Origin of the sequence: Maridesulfovibrio sp., from assembly GCF_963666665.1 — a bacterium.
Lineage (GTDB): Bacteria > Desulfobacterota > Desulfovibrionia > Desulfovibrionales > Desulfovibrionaceae > Maridesulfovibrio.
In genome coordinates, this window is record NZ_OY762999.1 from 4,073,652 (window position 1) to 4,091,271 (window position 17,620).

12 protein-coding genes are annotated in these 17,620 nt (G+C 45.4%); 8 read left to right on the forward strand and 4 right to left on the reverse strand.

Going from position 1 to position 17,620, the window contains the following annotated elements; translation table 11 throughout:
• Positions 1–386 precede the first annotated feature (386 nt).
• Complete coding sequence (locus tag ACKU40_RS18600) at positions 387–2,012, reverse strand: sigma 54-interacting transcriptional regulator (protein ID WP_320174274.1); 1,626 nt, start codon at positions 2,010–2,012, stop codon at positions 387–389.
• Positions 2,013–2,291: 279 nt separating this feature from the next.
• Between ACKU40_RS18600 and ACKU40_RS18605 the strand changes: the two genes are divergently transcribed.
• Positions 2,292–7,235, forward strand: coding sequence for a response regulator (locus ACKU40_RS18605; protein ID WP_320174275.1), 4,944 nt, complete (start codon positions 2,292–2,294; stop codon positions 7,233–7,235).
• Between the two features lie 5 nt (positions 7,236–7,240).
• Entirely contained in the window at positions 7,241–8,152 is a 912-nt protein-coding gene (locus ACKU40_RS18610) for a diguanylate cyclase (protein ID WP_320174276.1), read from the forward strand.
• A 2-nt stretch (positions 8,153–8,154) separates the two neighbouring features.
• Here the strand turns inward: ACKU40_RS18610 and ACKU40_RS18615 are convergent, their stop codons facing one another.
• The 3 genes from ACKU40_RS18615 to ACKU40_RS18625 form a co-directional block, all read right to left on the reverse strand.
• A complete protein-coding gene (locus tag ACKU40_RS18615) occupies positions 8,155–10,830 on the reverse strand; it encodes a PAS domain S-box protein (RefSeq protein WP_320174277.1) in 2,676 nt (891 codons plus the stop codon).
• A 9-nt stretch (positions 10,831–10,839) separates the two neighbouring features.
• On the reverse strand, positions 10,840–11,943 hold the full coding sequence (locus tag ACKU40_RS18620) for a substrate-binding domain-containing protein (RefSeq protein ID WP_320174278.1): 1,104 nt from the start codon (positions 11,941–11,943) through the stop codon (positions 10,840–10,842).
• A 115-nt stretch (positions 11,944–12,058) separates the two neighbouring features.
• Complete coding sequence (locus ACKU40_RS18625) at positions 12,059–12,697, reverse strand: queuosine precursor transporter (protein ID WP_320174279.1); 639 nt, start codon at positions 12,695–12,697, stop codon at positions 12,059–12,061.
• A gap of 255 nt (positions 12,698–12,952) precedes the next feature.
• Here ACKU40_RS18625 and queF point away from each other — a divergent pair, with 255 nt between their 5' ends.
• The 6 genes from queF (at position 12,953) to ACKU40_RS18655 (ending at position 17,492) form a co-directional block, all read left to right on the forward strand.
• Positions 12,953–13,456: a preQ(1) synthase gene (queF, locus tag ACKU40_RS18630; protein WP_320174280.1), complete on the forward strand. Its 504-nt coding sequence runs from the start codon at positions 12,953–12,955 to the stop codon at positions 13,454–13,456.
• A 133-nt stretch (positions 13,457–13,589) separates the two neighbouring features.
• A complete protein-coding gene (locus tag ACKU40_RS18635) occupies positions 13,590–13,919 on the forward strand; it encodes a helix-turn-helix transcriptional regulator (RefSeq protein WP_015853162.1) in 330 nt (109 codons plus the stop codon).
• Between the two features lie 86 nt (positions 13,920–14,005).
• Positions 14,006–15,142 carry a permease gene (locus tag ACKU40_RS18640; protein WP_320174281.1) on the forward strand — a complete coding sequence of 379 codons (1,137 nt, stop codon included), beginning with the start codon at positions 14,006–14,008 and terminating at the stop codon, positions 15,140–15,142.
• Between the two features lie 127 nt (positions 15,143–15,269).
• Complete coding sequence (locus ACKU40_RS18645; protein WP_320174282.1) at positions 15,270–15,689, forward strand: putative zinc-binding protein; 420 nt, start codon at positions 15,270–15,272, stop codon at positions 15,687–15,689.
• Between the two features lie 103 nt (positions 15,690–15,792).
• On the forward strand, positions 15,793–17,031 hold the full coding sequence (locus ACKU40_RS18650; protein ID WP_320174283.1) for a diguanylate cyclase: 1,239 nt from the start codon (positions 15,793–15,795) through the stop codon (positions 17,029–17,031).
• 158 nt (positions 17,032–17,189) lie between these two features.
• Positions 17,190–17,492, forward strand: coding sequence for a late competence development ComFB family protein (locus tag ACKU40_RS18655; RefSeq protein WP_320174284.1), 303 nt, complete (start codon positions 17,190–17,192; stop codon positions 17,490–17,492).
• The last annotated feature ends 128 nt before the right edge of the window (positions 17,493–17,620 follow it).

The window sequence follows — 17,620 nt, forward strand, 5'->3', positions numbered from 1 at the left end:
TAAGGCAATCCGCATGCCAAAAAATGTTAAGAGTGTGGAATTAAGTTTTGGGATGAGATTAAAATTCATGAAACCGTAAACTTATGAGAAAAAATTAAATATTGTGCGAATATTCACAAAATAATCATGCATTTGAGTATGTTTCGAAGGGAGTTGTTTTGGTAATTAAAGTTGCCAAAAATAGGGTATTTTTGGTCTAATGGTCGAAAATGTAAGGAATTACTTGAGGTGGTAGTAAATGTTTCCATTAAGGTTTTGAGGGCAAAATAATGTGATGAGCAGTTTAAATAAAAGGGGTGGTTTGTGGTGCGAAAAGATACCATAAGAAAAACCCCGTGACTCATTCAGAGTCACGGGGAAGTGTGCGGGATGGATGAACGGCCTAGTCAATTGGTGGATGCTGCAGATCCCCATGGAAGGGTTCGGCTTTCGTTACGTAATTGGTGTTTTTCAATTTTTTTGAGCAATGCTGTATGGGAGATTCCTAACGTTTTAGCCGCCTTACGTATGCTTGGGTTAGAGTTGAGGACTTCAAGCAGTATTTGCATCTCGTATTTGCCGACCATCTCTTTCAGGGAATCCCCGACTGCGACTGTTGTGGGTATGGCTTTGCACTGCTGGCCGCAACTTGATTGCTGCTTAGAGTTCAAGAGGATTGAGGCCGCAGAAATTTCATTTGAATTGCTGAATATTGATGCCCTTTCAATTACATTCTGTAATTCGCGAACATTGCCCGGCCAGTTGTAATTCATCAGCTTTTGCTGTCCTGCCATGCTGATGGTCTGTTCTTTCTTTTCCAGTTTGCGGTTGAAGCGGTTCAGGAATTTTCCGGCCATAAGTGTTATGTCTGTGTGCCGTTCGCGAAGAGGGGGGATCTGGATGTTAAGGACGTTGATGCGGTAAAAAAGGTCCTCGCGGAAATCTCCGGCGGCAACCATGTCATTAAGGTTTTTGTTCGTTGCGGTGATAACCCGGGCATTGACCGGGATTTCTTCCACCCCGCCGATACGGCGTACACAGCCTTCCTGCAGGACTCGCAGGATTTTGGCTTGCGGACCGGGAGGCATATCGCCGATTTCATCAAGGAAAATTGTCCCATTCTTGGCAGCTTCAAAGAGTCCGGGCTTACCTTTTTTCTTGGCACCGGTGAAAGCTCCATCAATATAACCGAAGAGTTCACTTTCAATGAGCTGTTCGGGCAGGGCGGCGCAGTTGATGGGGATAAAGGGGCCAGTTCTGCCGCTCTCAAAGTGGATGGCCCGGGCGAAAAGTTCTTTGCCTGTCCCGCTTTCCCCAGTGATGGATACTATTGTGTCCAGTTCAGCAATGCGCTTGGCAAAGGTTATCAGATTCTTGATAGCCTGACTTTCGCCGATGAAGTCGTCAAATTTGAAATCGATGGGGGTCATGACCGCATCAACCATGGCTTTTACTTCCTGCAGATCCTTCATGAGCAGAACAGCGCCGACAAAATCGCCTTGTGAGTCGTGGATGGGTTTTGCTGATCCGTAAAAGTCGACCCGGCCGGTGCTGGTTACTGCGGATTTCCTCCTGTTGACCGGAATCCGTTTTTCCATGCACTCCATGAGTAGGTTGTCTTTAGGAGTAATTTCACCGACATATGTGTTAACAAGGCTTTCATAGGGAGTATTTAGGATGCGGCAGGCAACACTGTTTGCAGTATTGATGATACCTTTTGAGTTCACCGAAACAATCCCTTCGCTCATGCCGTCAAAAAGAGTCCGGAACCATTTTTCTCTTTTTTCCTGTGGAAGTCTTTTGAGTTCGGTCTGGCTGTCTATTCCAGGTAGTGATGAGAATAGCTCCAGCATTTCTTCGGTATCAAGGGTATGTCCTCCCTCGATTTCTACTGATATTTGAGCGAACCCTTCTTTTTGCTGAACTTCCATGCTGATGATGTTCAGCTTGTGTTCCAGCATAAGTTTGGTGATGTCAAAAACGATCCCGATTCGGTCCTTAAACAGAAGTTTGTACTTTTTGTTTTCAACCATACGTTCCCCGCTTTGCATATTGTTTGGGTCTGACAGTATCTTTTTCTAAGTGGAAAGAAAAGAGAAAGTGGTAACTTTTTATTCCAGTGGTCTTGGGTTGTCGTTAATTGTGCGAGATGAATATGTAAAATTATGATTTGTGGTAATAAATGTTTCCGCCATGTGATTCAGGAGTAAAATGGATTTTGAATCGCTGGAAGAATGTCAGCCTTGTTCATTGTACTTACTGATGCTATTTTCGAACTGATAGTAAAAGTTTTTTACAAGGGGACATTGACATTGACTTTTAAGACTTCGGGCAATGATTTTTCTTTTCGTTTTAAATTTCTTTACGCTTTTTTATTGCTGTTCTGGTTTATAGTTCCAAAATTTTGCATCGCTGCCGGAAATGTATATGCAGATCATGTTGTTCAGGACAATTCATCGTTTCCTTTGAAATTAACTCCCGAAGAAGAGGAGTTTATCAGAAAAGGAGTGCCGCTCAGAATCAGTGAGGTGGACTGGGAGCCATTGTCCATAATTGATGATAAAGGGCAGTTTAGGGGAATTATTGCTGACTATATGAATATCATTTCTGAGATATCAGGCTTGAAATTCAAATTTGTCAACAGTGATTCATGGGCTGATGTTCTACGTAAGTATACTGACGGTGATCTTGATGTCCTTCCTGCTTTGAGCAACGAGGATATGGTCGGGCGCAAAGTCCTTTTTTCTGATGTGTATGTTTCATTTCCTCTGGTTATCGTTACCGGTGAAAAGTACGGCTCTGTGCGGGATTTGTCGCAGCTGAACGGCAAGAGGGTTGCCGCCGGGCAATCATATACCAGTTACCATTATGTTGAAGAAAATTATCCAGATATTGAACTTGTCGGCACTTCCGATGTGGAGGATGGACTTCTTCTGCTGACCAAGGGGCAGGTGGATGCCTTTGTGGGCCATCTTGCCGTGGTTGTAGATAATATGCACAGACTCGGAGTTGAAAATCTTAAAATTGCAGGAACCGCCAGATTTAAGTTTGAACATCGGATAGGTGTCTCCCCGGAGTTCCCTCAAGCTTTATCTATTATCAATAAATCTCTTGCTGCCATCAGTGACAATTCCCATCGTGAAATTCGTAAAAAATGGTTCGACGTACGTTATGAACAGTCGGTGGACTATACCGAGATTTTGCTTCTTTTTGCATTCATGGCTCTTGCTCTTACCGCAATCATTTTTTGGAACCGTAAACTTTTCAAGCTGAATGAATCCCTGAACACAGAAGTTGCGCAGCGTCGTCGCATGGAGAAGGTGCATAGCATTCTTTATGAGATAGCCCTGTCAGTATCCCGGGTTTCAGGTATCGATGAGTTTTATTCCCTCGTGCAGGGACAGGTTAACCAGCTGATGCATGCGCGAAATTTTTACATTGCTGCCTATGACCGGGAAACTGATATGATCAGCTTCCCGTATTTTTCTGATGAGAAGGAGGAGGCCCCGGAGTCACGGAAAATGGGGATCGGATTGACTGATTATGTTGTCAAAACCGGAGAACCTTTATTCGGTGATTTTGCTACCCGTATGACGCTTCGTGAAGAAGGGGAGTACGTGCTTATCGGTCCTGAATGCGATATCTGGCTTGGTGTCCCCTTGAAACTTCAAGGAGAAGTTGTGGGGGTTATGGCTGTCCAAAGCTATAGCGAAAAAGAGTCTCTTGATAGGACAGATTTTGAAGTTTTGCTGTTCCTTTCCTCATACGTGGGGTTTGCCTTTGAACGACTGTATCTTATGGAGCAGGGGAGGAAAAAGAATGAGGCCTTGAAGGAAAGGGAGATAAAGTATCGAGCAATTTTCGATAATGCCAGTGAAGCAATATTACTGATGGATTTGGATTACAATTTCTTTAGTGCCAACCCTGAAGCTGTTTCAATGTTCCGCTGCGGATCTGAGAAAGAACTGCTTTCGTTTCGGCCGGAGAACCTGATTTCTCCCAACCAACTGGACGGGAAATCTTCCAGTGCACTTCTGGACGAGTGGGTAGGTACAACTATTGATGCCGGGGGACTCGATTTTGACCTTATTTGCCGGAGGTCAGACGGGGAAGAATTTTTTGCCAGTGTACGTGCGCGCAAGATGGTTATCAGTGGAACCCCCTTTATTCAGGCTACCTTGAGAGATGTCACCGAGAATCGCCGGAGCAAAGAAGAGATTGAACGCTCTGTCTCCCTTCTGACCGCAACCATTGAATCCTCTGCTGACGGTATTCTTGCTGTGGACGGTTACGGACAGGTAGTGGCATGGAACTCTCGTTTTTCAAGCATGTGGAATATTTCGGATCATGTCTTGCGTTCCGGGGTTGTCTCGGACGTGTTCGGTTATATTGCTGAACAGTTGAAAGAGGGTTCTTCCGTTCACGGCCTTTGGGATTATTCTCTGGAGTCAGAGGCGGGGCAGGTTGAGGAACTCATATTGCGGGATGGAAGAATTGTAGAAAAATATTCCAATCCTCAGCGTGTAGGAGCCGATGTTGTCGGCAGGGTCTGGAGTTTTCGAGATGTTACCAGAAGGCGTTTGAGCGAAAATGAATTGCGGGATTCCTATCAGCGGCTGAATGATATTATCGAGTTCCTGCCTGACCCGACAATTGTTATCGATAGTAACGGGGTTGTTCTGGCATGGAATAAAGCAGTTGAAGAGGTTACCGGGGTCAGCAAGCAGGATATGATCGGCAAGTCTAATTACGAGTATGCATTGCCTTTTTATGGTGAGCGCAGGCCGATTCTTATTGATTCAGCTCTTAAAGACGATCTAGCTCCATTGATTGACCGGTATGAGTCATTGGAGCGACGTTTCGGAATGCTTTATGGAGAAGTATATACTCCTAGGGCTTTCAATGGACAGGGTGCATATTTTTGGGGAGTTGCCGGACCGTTGCGCGATCATTCCGGTAAGATTGTCGGTGCTGTTGAGTGTATGCGTAATGTTACTGAACGTAGAAGGGTGGAACAGGAACTCAACCGGGCAAGGCTGGCAGCGGAAGCAGCAACACGTGCTAAATCTGAATTCCTTGCCAATATGAGTCATGAGATTCGTACCCCCATGAACAGCATCATCGGATTCGGACACTTGATGAGAAGTGTCGATCTTGATCCGGCGCATCGCGAGTACTTGAACAAGATGATGTCTTCGGCTGATTCCCTGTTGTCGATTATCGGTGACATCCTTGACTTTTCGAAGATTGAAGCCGGTAAGTTCGTGCTGGAGTCTGTCGAGTTCCAATTGGACCATGTGCTGGAAAAAATCTGCAATATGGTTGCAGTTAAAGCTGAGTCCAAGGGTATTGATTTTGTCCTATCTGTTGGTTCTGATGTTCCGTTAAGCCTGCGCGGTGACCCGTTGCGCCTTGAACAGGTGCTGACTAATCTTGTAAACAATGCGGTTAAGTTTACTGAGAAGGGGGAAGTGAACCTTGTTGTCTCCTGTGAGGAAAACTGCACCGGTGAAGGGCAGATAAAGTTTCTTGTGCGGGACAGCGGGATCGGGTTGAGCAGCGAAGAAATATCTGTACTCTTTAATTCTTTTACGCAGGCTGATGCCTCTACTACCCGTAAATATGGTGGAACAGGGCTGGGGCTGGCTATTGCCCGTTCCCTCGTGGAGCTGATGGGCGGGACAGTCAGTGTTGAGAGTAAGCCCGGAGAGGGAAGCTCCTTTTATTTTACAGTGCAACTGACCGCGATGGATAAGGAATGCCCATTGGTCTTGCCGGCAGGTAAAGAGGGGCTGAAGGCTCTTGTGATCGAGAGTAATCTGATGGCCCGTGAATTCATTCGGTCCACAATGGAAAAATCCGGTGTTGCAGTTGTGGTGGACAGCACGGCTTCAAGTGCACTTGAACGGCTTGAAAATACTATAGATATAGACGGATTCGGATTGATTCTGATTTCTGGAAAAATTCAGGACATGCATGTTTTTGAGGTAGTTGAGCGGATTCGGAATATTTCCGAGTTGAAGCATGTTCCGATCATTTTAATGGCCCCTGTGAATATGGATGATTCCTTTCGCAGGGAAGCCGCACTGACTGGTGTTGACGGGTTTGTTACCCGGCCGGTTTCGCGATTTTCATTGTATACTGTTATGCAGGGTGAATTTAATGATGTCCCGCAGAATGTTTTATCCGAGACAGATGCGCATGGCACCGTTGATTTGGACTTAACCGGGCAGATTCCTAAAATTCTGCTTGTGGAAGATAATGAGCTCAACCAGCAGGTTGCGAAGAGAATGCTGGAAGGCATGGGCCTTGAAGTGGATGTGGCAGGTAATGGCCGCAAGGCTTTGGAGGCATTGGAAGCTGAGGCTTACAATCTGGTCATCATGGATATTCAGATGCCTGAAATGGACGGGCTGACTGCGGCAAGGATAATTCGGTCCGATGAGCGTTACGGTAATCTGCCTATTCTGGCTATGACAGCCCACGCTATGCCGGGGGACAGGGAGAAGAGTCTTGAAGCAGGTATGAATGAACATTTGACTAAGCCCATTGAACCGGAAGAATTGAAAAAAACTTTGGTAAAATATCTGAATGCAGCTGAAATTGTTTACGTGCCTTCTTCCAGTGATTTCCCGGATGTGGATGAAGAATTTCCGGATTTGCCAGGAATAGACTGTGCAAGGGGGCTGCGTAATATCGGTGGTAATAAGACAAGTTACCTGAAAGTATTGCAAGGCTTCAAAGACCGGTATGTAGATTTTCAAGATGAATTGAAGGCTGCCCTGATAGATTCAGGACCGGAACAGGCCTTGATGAAAATTCATTCCTTGAAAGGAATTTCCGGAAATATCGGAGCTGTAAAACTTTACGAATTCTGTCGTCTTCTGGAGGGAGATCTACGGGAGGAAGGGCGTAGCGGGTATGAGGAAGATTTATTGCTTTTTGTTTCGGAGCTTGATTTGGTAATCAAGGGATTGCAGGGGCTTAAGGTTGCCGATGAGGATAGTTCCCGTGAATATGTGTACGATAAAGAAAAAAGTTTTAATCTTATCAATAAGCTGTATATAATGCTTGGTGAAGGAGATGTTGAATGCGGCGATGTTCTTGACGAATTGAGAAATCATTTTAATCCGGAACGTTTTGAAGGGCAGCTTGCAGAGTTAAGCCGTTTCATTGATAATTTTGATTTTGATGATGCCCGTTTCCTGCTGGACAGAATCGCTGTGGAATTGAATATCCAGTTGAATAAAGGATAGAATTAATGGAAGAGAGAGCTAAAATTCTGATTGTTGATGATGAGCGGTTGAATCTTAATGTACTTTCGGATTTATTGCGTCAGGAATACAAGGTTGTTTTGGCCAAGAATGGCAATCAGGCTCTTGACCGGGTTAATTCTGATAATCCACCTGATTTGGTTCTTCTGGATGTGCTTATGCCGGAAATAGACGGTTATGAAGTTCTGCGCAAAATCAAATCTTCTGATAAAAGTAAAGATATTCCGGTTATTTTTGTTACTGCCCTTGATTCCGAGCATGATGAGGCCCGTGGGCTTGAAATGGGAGCCGTGGATTATATCCGGAAACCTTTCCATCCTCCGATTGTCAAAGCAAGGGTCAAGAACCACCTGACCATAGCCAGACAGCGTAAGCTGTTGGAAGGCCTTGCCAATCTTGACGGTCTTACCGAAATGCCCAACCGCAGAAGCTTTGAGCTTGCTCTGGACAGAGAGTGGCGTCGTTGCAGCCGTTCCGGGGACAAAATGTCTCTGGCCATGCTCGATGTGGATTGTTTCAAGCAGTATAACGACAATTACGGGCATACAGCCGGAGACGAGGTTCTTAAGAAGGTCGCAGATGTACTGCAGTCCGAGGTTCAGCGCCCTGCTGATGTTGCCGCCCGATACGGTGGAGAAGAGTTTGTCATCCTGTTGCCAGAGACAGACTCAGATGGCGGCAGGTATATTGCCGAAAAGATCAGGGTCTTAATTTCCGAATTGGGTATCAAGCACGGTTTTTCCTCAGTCAGTAACGTGCTGACGGTAAGCCTTGGCGGAGTGACTGTGGTCCCTTCCTCTTTTTCAAAATCTCAGGATTTGACCATCGGCGCTGATTCCATGCTTTATGAGGCAAAGCGCAGGGGAAGAAATATGGTCCTTTGGACTGACCTGACCTGATTCTATTCTCCTTCAGGAAACCATATTTCGTATGTGGTTCCTTCTCCCGGAGAACTATGGCATTCAATGTTTCCGTTCAATGCTCTGGTTACGAGGTTGTACACCAGGTGCATGCCCAGACCTGTATATCCCTCACTTCTGGCCGTGGTGTAAAACGGTTCAAATACTTTCATCACCTGTTCCGTTCCCATACCGATACCATTATCTGAGAAGATAAGTTTGACGCCCTTGCCGCTGCGCTCGGCTGTAATAGATATTTTGCCTTGGTCTGTATCCGGGAATGCATGGGTCAGAGAGTTGGTTATAATATTTGTTATGACCTGCATTAAAGACCCGGGTGAGATATTGATTTCCAGCCCCTTGGGGCAGTCTACAACGATTTCATGCTTGTATTTCTTTAGTTTTGGTTTCAGTGACAGCATGATTCCGTGTATGTATTCGTGCAGGTTGATCTGGCGGACATCCTCTGAGGACTGGTCCACTGCCAGTTGTTTGAAGTTACTGATAAGTGTTGCTGAGCGCTCAAGATTCTTCATTATGTTGTCGAGGGCTTCTCGGCCAGTTTTCAGGAATTTTTCAAGATCGGACTTCTTCATGGTTCCCGATTCAAAGCTGTGCTGCAGGGTTTCAGTCAATTCTTTAATAAAAGAAGCACTGGTTACGCTGATGCCCAGCGGGGTATTGATTTCGTGGGCTACACCTGCAACAAGCTCTCCGAGGGAAGCCATTTTTTCTGTTTCCACCAGCTTATCCTGAGTCTGGCGCAGTTCATCCATCGATTTCAGCAGTGCGGAGTTGGCATTTTCCAATTCCGTTGTTCGCATTGCGACCCTTTCCACCAGTTCTTTGTTCAAGGATTTCATTTCCTGCTCAACTTCTTTGATGCGGGAAATGTCAGTGGAGATAGTCAGTATGGCCGGGGTATTGTTTTCAGCCGAAATATAAGGAACCCGTGTTGTTTCAATCCAGTGGGTAGTCCGGTTTTCGTCACGGAAGCTTTCTTCGGTCAGAAGTTTTTCATTCCTTTCAATGACCATGCGGTCATCTTCAAGAATACGGGTCACTTCCACCGGGTCCTTGATTATTTCCGGAAGGTATTTTCCGGTGATATCTGCAGCTGGCAAGCCCATTTTTTCGGCTTTGATGCTGTTGACCAGCAGGAATTTGCCTTCAAGGTCGTTGGCGAATATTTCTTGCGGCAGCAGGTTGATTACCTGACTCAGCCGTGCTTCGCTTTCCTGCGCTTTCTGAGTTGCTTTTTTGCTCTCAGTAATATCAAGCCCCTGTAGAAGGATAAAGTCTGCATCTTCCTTGGCTTCCATTCGTACCGGGGAAAATGTCCAGATAAAATATTTTTCATCTCCTTCCATCGGGTGGATGGGTAATTCCAGAACCGGGGTGAAGTCTCCTTTCATGGCTTGTTCAAGTGCCTTGTTTATTGTTTCCCTGTAGGTGCCCGGAAACAGATTATTCAGTGTTTTGTTGATAACCTGTTTTTCGTCGAAGCCCACAAGTTTTGCTGCTGCCGGATTCATATCAAGAATAACTCCGGTTGTGTCGCAGTTGATAATAGGCGCTTTCGCCGAGGAGAAGAGTTTGGAAATATAGACGTTGTTTTCATCCAGCTTCGCAACCATGTTCTCCAGCATAAAGCCCAGTTGGTTGAATTCCTTTACCCGACCGGGGATGAAGCTTGTTTCCCGTTCTCCTGCAGCTACATTTTGGGCGTAGTCTGTCAACATTTTCAGGGCCTTCAGGATTCTTTTTTGTAATCCCCAAGCAGTAAAGATAGCTAGGAGGGTTGCCAGCGAAAGAAGGATGCCCAGATTCTGCATGTAATTTTCTTTCAGTGATTGAAAGGAGGGATTTTTCCTTACAAAACTGAACAGCAGCGGGCTGTCTGCCTGTTGCGGGAGCAGCTGGATAGTGGAGTAAATCAGTTCCTCGTCTATTTTGAATTCACCCGGCTTAATGCCCAGCGTCCAGTCAACGAGCTTTTTCATCTCCGGTTTGGATGGATTGGATGTGCTTATGATCAGCCTGTGTCTGCTGACAAGGGCAGCATTGATTGCCGCGGATTCTTTTTTCAGCCGGTCAATAAAAGATACATTGGAGTTAAGATCTATTCCGCCGTAAAGGATGCCGGCAACTTCGCCGGTATGTTCATTAAAGACCGGGACAGCGCAGACCAGCATGGTCCTGATGTTATTCAATGATCGGAATGAAAGATAACCCCACGCCGGAGAAGTGGTCATCGTATTTTTGAATTTGTTGCGCAGTTGTACGATAGGCAGTTCAATAACCCCTGCTTCAACCCAATTCCGTCCTTCACGGTAAATGGTCAGGACATCCAGAAGATATCCTTGCCGTGAGTCCATGAATTCATACAATTTCTGGTCAAGGGTTTCGCTGTCCCCGGAAATGATTGCCCCCCGGAAATTTGGATTAAGGGTCATTTCAATGAGGTCATCCTTGATGTCTTCAAGGGTGTTGTTCAAAGAGAGGGCAACAATGCTTTCGGTCTTTTCAATATCAATGGCTATTTCGTTTTCAAGGGTGGTTTTGGACAAATAGAAAGACCATGAAAATATGAATATTCCCATGACAACGACCAAAGCCAGCATCGGCGTAAGTAGTTGTATTGTAAGGCCCAGAGCTTTCCTTGAAAAAAATTTCATTAATGAATCCTATTCGTTTCCGGAGTAGCGAAAGCTTTCCTGTTGCAGTTGGTGCAGACGCTTCGCACTTACACCTTTTTCCAATATTTCAAACCTGCCGGAAAAAACAAGGGGTATTAGTGATTTTTTTCCAAGCATATCAAGAATCACTGCATCGGCCATAGCTACTCCGTTGTCATCATTGATGCGCATTACCGTTACATCCAGTTCTCCTTTTTGGATGGCTTTAATCTCAGGCGAGCCCCCGCCCCAGCCGTTAACCATAATCCGTTGAAGCATGTCCGTCTCCTGCAGCCCTTCAACTGCTCCGAGGGCAATGTCAGTGGAACAGGCATAAATAAACTTAACTTCAGGGTATTGTTTGACAATATTCAGAGTTGCCACCCGTGCTTTTTCTTTATTGATTCCGGTAAGGAAAGCTGTCGCCAGTTTAAGGGAAGTTTCGCTGTCCATAAATGAAATGAAAGTATTGCCCCTTTCCTCATTTAAGTAACCGGGATTCGGCAGAAGAATAGCGTAACTGCCGCGTCCATCAGTTTTACGGGCAAAATATTCTGCAAGCATCCTCGTGCCCCGTGCATGATCGAAACCTACGTACATAAAGGGCTGCTTATCTTCCCATGCTGTGAGCGGGGTGGTTATGTTTTGGAGTATAATTTTCGGTTTTTCTTTAATAAGGATAGGTTCGATCATTCTTTGGTGCCGTATGGCATCAAGGGTAAAAAACAGATAGTCAGGCTCGGTTTCAAGAGCCTTCTGGAAAGTTTCGGTTTGCTTCCCCATTGAGTCCGAGGGATTGATAAAAAATTTAAAAATGCGGGGAGTTGCGCCGTATTGTTTCATCCTGTTTTCAAAGGATTTACTGCTCCTGCGCCAGTAGTCCGATACTTGACCGCCAGGATATACAATGGCGATTTTAGGGCTGAATTGTTCTTTCAGGCGTTCAACGTCATTTCTTTTAACTATTTTATTAAAGCGTTCTTCCAGAATTTTTTCAGTAGGATGAAGCTTTATATATTGGTCGAGAGTTATATATTTATCGGCTTTGGCAGGTATCGCGAAAAGCAGAATTGAAAAGAGAGATATGAGGGGCGTAAGTTGTCTGAGATTCATTACTGTCTCCATATTTCAATGTTTACACGCGAAATATGGAGACAGTGTATCAGAATAACAACTAAATGTAACTCCGCCGGTATAGACCGTGGAGAACATTTTTAGAGCAGGGAGATCAGATTGTGGCGGCCAGCGGTGTACGTTGTCTAAGCAGGTTTACTCCGGCATAGACCAGCGGTGTGTCCAGAAAGGCAATGCAGATTTTTGCGACCCATTGACCGATGATGATATCTATTACGGGCATGACGCCGTAGAAGGCGACAGTAACGAAGATGGTAGAATCAATGAGCTGTGAAACAATGGTTGAGAGGTTGTTGCGCAGCCAGAGATGATTGCCTTTGGTCAGCTTGCGCAGGAAATGGAAGAGCCAGACATCATTGGTCTGGCTGACCAGATACGCCATCAAAGAGGCAAGTACTATGCGCGGGGTATTGCCGAGTACACTTGCAAAACCTTCCTGCCCGTTCCAGAAGGGGGCGGGTGTCCAGTACAGGGCGGCCCATGAAAGGGCAATGGCTGTCAACAGGGCGATGAATCCGCAATGGATAACTTCGTTTGCCCTTTCCTTTCCCCAGATTTCACTGATAATATCTGAGACAATAAAGGTAATAGAGTAAGCCAGTACTCCAGCGGGGGCGTAAAAGCCGAAGATGTTGATGATCTTGGTTGATACAACCGCGGCCATGACCAGCGAGCCTATGAAAAGGCTCGTCAGAAGAGTGAACGCTTTGCGTTCAAATGTTGAAGAGAGCATTGGGTTCCCTTGTGTTGGAAGTTATTGTTTTGAAACGGATTCCGCCCGACACGAGCAAAAGGGAGAAAGTCCCGCGCCTCGACAAATCCGTTTCGGGGCAAATATTCAAGGTGCAGGGTTGCCAGCATTTGAGTGAAAAGTCAAAATGGAAATATGGGTCCGGGAAGGTTTTCTTTTGGCGGGCAAGCTGCTAACAGCCGGGACTCGTTTAAGGCCCTTTTCAGATTAGACTGTTTATCTATGGAGAAGATCACTATGAAAACAACCAAAAGTCAGGATAAGACCGAATCCCTTGTGTCTCTCGGTCAGGCCGGGGCTACAGAGTATAACTACAGCGCTCCCGGTCCCGAAATACTTGAAACCTTCCCGAACAATTTCCCGGGCAGGCCTTACATCATCAGCATTGAATTTCCGGAGTATACGTCGCTTTGCCCGGTTACCGGGCAACCTGATTTCGCGACTATCATTGTGGAATACATTCCCGATGAACTCTGTGTTGAGTCCAAGAGTTTCAAGCTGTACATGGGTGCTTACCGCAACCATCAGTCTTTTATGGAAACCATCACCAACAATATCCTCGATCATTTCGTCGGCCGTCTTTCCCCCCTGTGGATGCGGGTGAAAGGAATATTCTCACCTCGCGGCGGAACAGCGCTGCACGTTTTTGCTGAGCATTATAAAAAAGAAAGTGCGCAGTATGAAGATGTCCGGGAGATGGTTCGTGAATGGAAAATGGAATCATCTAGACATTCCGCTTAATTTTATTTAGGCGCTATATTGAACAGTTATCTTTTCTCGATCTGTTGTTTCAGGATTCTTTTAATTGCCGGAACTTGACAGAATTGAGTTAATTTTTATATTTTGCCAAACAGGAAAGTTTGGAGAAGTTATCATGACAGCAAATATCGAGACAAAATCAAAAGTGTTCAAGGCACTGGGGCATCCCAGCAGGCTTGCCATTGTGGAAGCCCTGTGTGATGGCGAACTTTGCGTCTGCGATATTGTGCCCATTGTGGGCCGGGACATTTCCACCGTGTCCAAGCATCTTTCCCTGCTCAAGGATGCAGGAGTGCTTAAAGACAACAAGCGGGGGACCAACGTGTACTACAGCCTGAACATGGATTGTGTGCCGGGATTCCTGAATTGTCTTGAAAACTTTTTTGCCAGAAAATTTGAAGAGCAGGCCAAGGCCTACGCTGCAAGTTCCATAAAAAAATTGTAAGCAGGAACAGCTGTGACTTTGTTGCGGCTGTTCTTTTTTGAGTTAATAGTTTCTTATTTGGCAAAATATAAAGATGGGAGAAAGTAATGGAAGAGTTAAATATCAAACCGTGTGCGTGTTCGTCAGAACCCAAGGGATTGAAACCTCTGGGTTTGAATCCTGAAGCTGAAACGAGTGTAGGGGCTCAGAAAGATTCATCTTTACCCATCAAAGGCAATGCGCTTTGGGCGGCTATGGCCGGTGGGTTACTGCTCTGGTATGCAATTTATTCACAGCTGTTGCCATTCTCCAAGTATGCAGCCTTTGGTTTGTTCGGCCTGATACCGGGCAGTCACCTGGGTGAAGCTGTACAGTTCTTTATCTACGATACCCCCAAGGTGTTGATGCTGTTGGTGCTGGTTGTATTCGGTATCGGCATTATCCGTTCATACGTGACCGTGGAGTGGACTCGGAAAGTTCTGGCCGGGAAACGAGAATCCTACGGTAATGTTCTTGCCGCACTGCTCGGTGTTGTTACCCCGTTCTGCTCTTGCTCAGCAGTTCCACTGTTTATCGGTTTTGTTGCCGGGGAAGTTCCTTTGGGCGTGACTTTTTCTTTTCTGATTTCCGCGCCGATGGTTAATGAAGTGGCGCTGGTCCTTTTGTATGGACTTATGGGCTGGAAAGTAGCTGCCCTTTATTTTGTTACCGGTATTTCCATTGCGATTGTAGCCGGCTGGGTTATCGGAAGGCTGGGCATGGAAAAGCATGTGGAAGGCTGGGTTAAGCTGGCTACTGCACAGAACAACGGCCCGCAGAATGGCATGAGCGTTGAGGACCGTATTGTTTTCGGTCTTGATTCAGTAAAGGACATCGTCGGTAAGGTCTGGCTGTACGTTGTGCTCGGTATTGCAGCCGGTGCCGCTATTCATGGCTATGTTCCCGAAGATATGATGGCTTCCATTATGGGTAAGGATGTCTGGTGGGCCGTTCCTGCTTCTGTGCTTCTGGGTATCCCCATGTACACCAATGCTGCCGGGGTTATCCCTATTGTCGATGCCCTGCTGGGTAAGGGGGCAGCTCTTGGAACAGTGCTGGCTTTCATGATGAGCGTCATCGCTCTTTCCTTTCCGGAGATGGTCATTCTGCGCAAGGTTCTTAAACCCAAGCTGATTGCTGTCTTTGTCGGGGTTGTGGCTAGCGGAATCCTCATCGTGGGCTATCTTTTTAATATGATCATTTAGACTGACCTGATTTGTCTTCATCAGCCGCACTGTTGTTTCAGCAGTGCGGCTGTTTTTTTTTTGACTTTTTTCTGGGGTCGAAGTTGTGATACTGTGGAAACGGAATAATATTTTCGGGAGGTTCTGCATGATAGATGAAGAATATGAAACCGGTTTTTTAGTAGTCAGTTGTTCGGGAGGATCAGGTTCAGGGCAGGCCGCGAACAGCCTTGCCGTAGAGTTGAATAGGAGCGGTTTTGCCAAAATGGTCTGCCTTGCGGGGATCGGTGCCGGCTTGGACGAGTTCATTGCGGAAGCAGGCAAGGTCCGTGATCTCATCGTGATAGATGGCTGTGAAAAGGGCTGTTCCCAGATTATGTTGAAAAAGATGGGGATAGAACCTGTACATACTTTTTGCCTCACTAAGATGGGAGTCGGGTGCCCTGTTACTGAAGTTGACCCGGCAATGCTGGAAGAACTGCGTAAAAAAATAAAACTTTTGTTTGGGCAGCAACGAGCTGAATCCAAGTACGCTGTGTGTGGATGTGATACATGTGTTAGAGAATAAGGGTGCCATTTAACAAAAAAAATAATGGCTTATGAAGAATCAGTTGTTAATTGTAGGTTAAGTTCAGGCTTAACCTTTTTATTGTCTATGGGGGAGTTCTTTTGTGAGTAGAGTTCTTGTTATAGAGCCAAGCAAGGCTACGGCCAAGTTTATCCGGGCAACTCTATTGAAGGCCGGTTTTGAATGTGACCTTGCCTGCACTTATGATAGTGCGAAGGAATTGATTGCCGCAAACGAGTATTTTGTAGGGTTGAGCAGCATGCTGCTTGATGATGCGGAGTACGGCATGGGAATAGACCTGTTGCTTGATAACAGGATTCCAGCCATTGCTGTGACTGCATCCATGGATGAAAAGGCTCTGGAGTCTCTGGCCAAGAAAAGTATTGTCGATTACGTACTTAAGAAGTCTGATCAGGCCGAATACATTTCCCGTATTGTCAGTCGTGTTTTCAAAAACCAGGGGATCAAAGTTCTGGTAGTTGATGATTCTTCCTCCGTACGAGACTGGATTTCAAGAATTCTCATGCGGCAGGGGCTGACAGTATTGCAGGCTGAAGATGGCCGCTCTGCTACAAAAGTTTTTTACAAAAACAATGATATCAAGCTGGTTTTGACAGATTATTACATGCCCGAAATGGATGGGCTTGAACTTACCGCGCATCTGCGTTCCATTCGTTCCATGGATGAGCTTAGCATTATAGTGCTGTCATCAGATAGTAAATCACGCACTGCACCGCTTTTTCTTAAACAAGGAGCGAATGATTTTATTCAGAAGACAGCCTCTGTTGAAGAGATTCTTTGCCGGGTAAACTCAAACCTTGAATTTATCGAACTTATTCAGGCCTCCCGTGATCGTGCTAACAAGGATTATCTTACCGGATTGTGGAACAGGAGATATTTCTTTGAGCGTGGAACTCCCATTTATGAACAGGCTATGACCTTAGGAAGTGATCTTTGTGTGGTGATGCTTGATATCGATCATTTCAAAAAAATTAATGACACTTACGGTCATGATGCCGGAGATGAGGTTTTAAAGGAATTTTCATCTTTGCTGGCAGAATATGTAGGTGATTCGGGATTGGTTTCAAGGTTTGGCGGAGAAGAATTTACGATTATTCTTGATGGAATTCAGGCTGATGAGCTTCTTGATTTCCTTGAAGATTTTAGAGAACAGGTTGAGTGTTTTTCTGTGGATTTTAAGGGAGAAATTATAACATTTACTGTTTCAATTGGAGCCACTGCTAATATGGATGAATCCCTTACCGCAATGGTAAGCAGGGCTGATAACAGACTTTATGAGGCCAAAAAAACAGGGAGAAATAAAGTTCTGTGTGATTGGTAGCATACTCAAAGTATATACTTTAGATGATCCGGTGCGGCTTTCGTACCGGATTTTTTTGTTTAGTGGATTTTAAAATTGGCTTTGAATAGCTCTTGTTGTGCGCTATAGTTTTAATAATAAGTATTAACTGTGTAATAGTTTAAGCATAGGGGGAGACCATGTTGCCAATGAAGGATTTCTTTACGAGCGATGAAATTGTTAATCTTGCTGAAGAGATAGTTTATAACGAGTTGCAAGCCTTTATCGAGCGGGCAGAAGTTGAGTTTTGTCAGTGTGATAAGTGCTTATTTGATATTGTTTGCGTGGTTTTAAATAAGCTTCCGAGCTTGTATTGCTCCAGTCTTGTGGACCGCACCTATCCCAGCGCTGAATTCAAGGCTGGATATGACAATTTAAAGTTGCTGGCTGCCGAGGAAATTCCGCGGGCAATTGAGCAGATAAAAGGCAGGCTGCATCATTAGTTTCTTAAGTGCAGTACATAATAATTTACTTTTTTTTGGAATAGTAATCGGTTAATGTCTCCTTACTTTTTTTGTTATAATGCAATTGGGAGTCGGATTACTGTTTCAAGCGTGGTCCCTTTCTTTGA

What these genes read in the sequence shown, in the direction of transcription:
- ACKU40_RS18625 (WP_320174279.1), bottom strand. Translation starts at nt 12,697, where the DNA reads ATGCTCTCTTCAACATTTGAACGCAAAGCGTTCACTCTTCTGACGAGC.
- ACKU40_RS18610 (WP_320174276.1), top strand. Translation starts at nt 7,241, where the DNA reads ATGGAAGAGAGAGCTAAAATTCTGATTGTTGATGATGAGCGGTTGAAT.
- ACKU40_RS18600 (WP_320174274.1), bottom strand. Translation starts at nt 2,012, where the DNA reads ATGGTTGAAAACAAAAAGTACAAACTTCTGTTTAAGGACCGAATCGGG.
- ACKU40_RS18645 (WP_320174282.1), top strand. Translation starts at nt 15,270, where the DNA reads ATGATAGATGAAGAATATGAAACCGGTTTTTTAGTAGTCAGTTGTTCG.
- ACKU40_RS18655 (WP_320174284.1), top strand. Translation starts at nt 17,190, where the DNA reads ATGTTGCCAATGAAGGATTTCTTTACGAGCGATGAAATTGTTAATCTT.
- queF (WP_320174280.1), top strand. Translation starts at nt 12,953, where the DNA reads ATGAAAACAACCAAAAGTCAGGATAAGACCGAATCCCTTGTGTCTCTC.
- ACKU40_RS18620 (WP_320174278.1), bottom strand. Translation starts at nt 11,943, where the DNA reads ATGAATCTCAGACAACTTACGCCCCTCATATCTCTCTTTTCAATTCTG.
- ACKU40_RS18635 (WP_015853162.1), top strand. Translation starts at nt 13,590, where the DNA reads ATGACAGCAAATATCGAGACAAAATCAAAAGTGTTCAAGGCACTGGGG.
- ACKU40_RS18615 (WP_320174277.1), bottom strand. Translation starts at nt 10,830, where the DNA reads ATGAAATTTTTTTCAAGGAAAGCTCTGGGCCTTACAATACAACTACTT.
- ACKU40_RS18640 (WP_320174281.1), top strand. Translation starts at nt 14,006, where the DNA reads ATGGAAGAGTTAAATATCAAACCGTGTGCGTGTTCGTCAGAACCCAAG.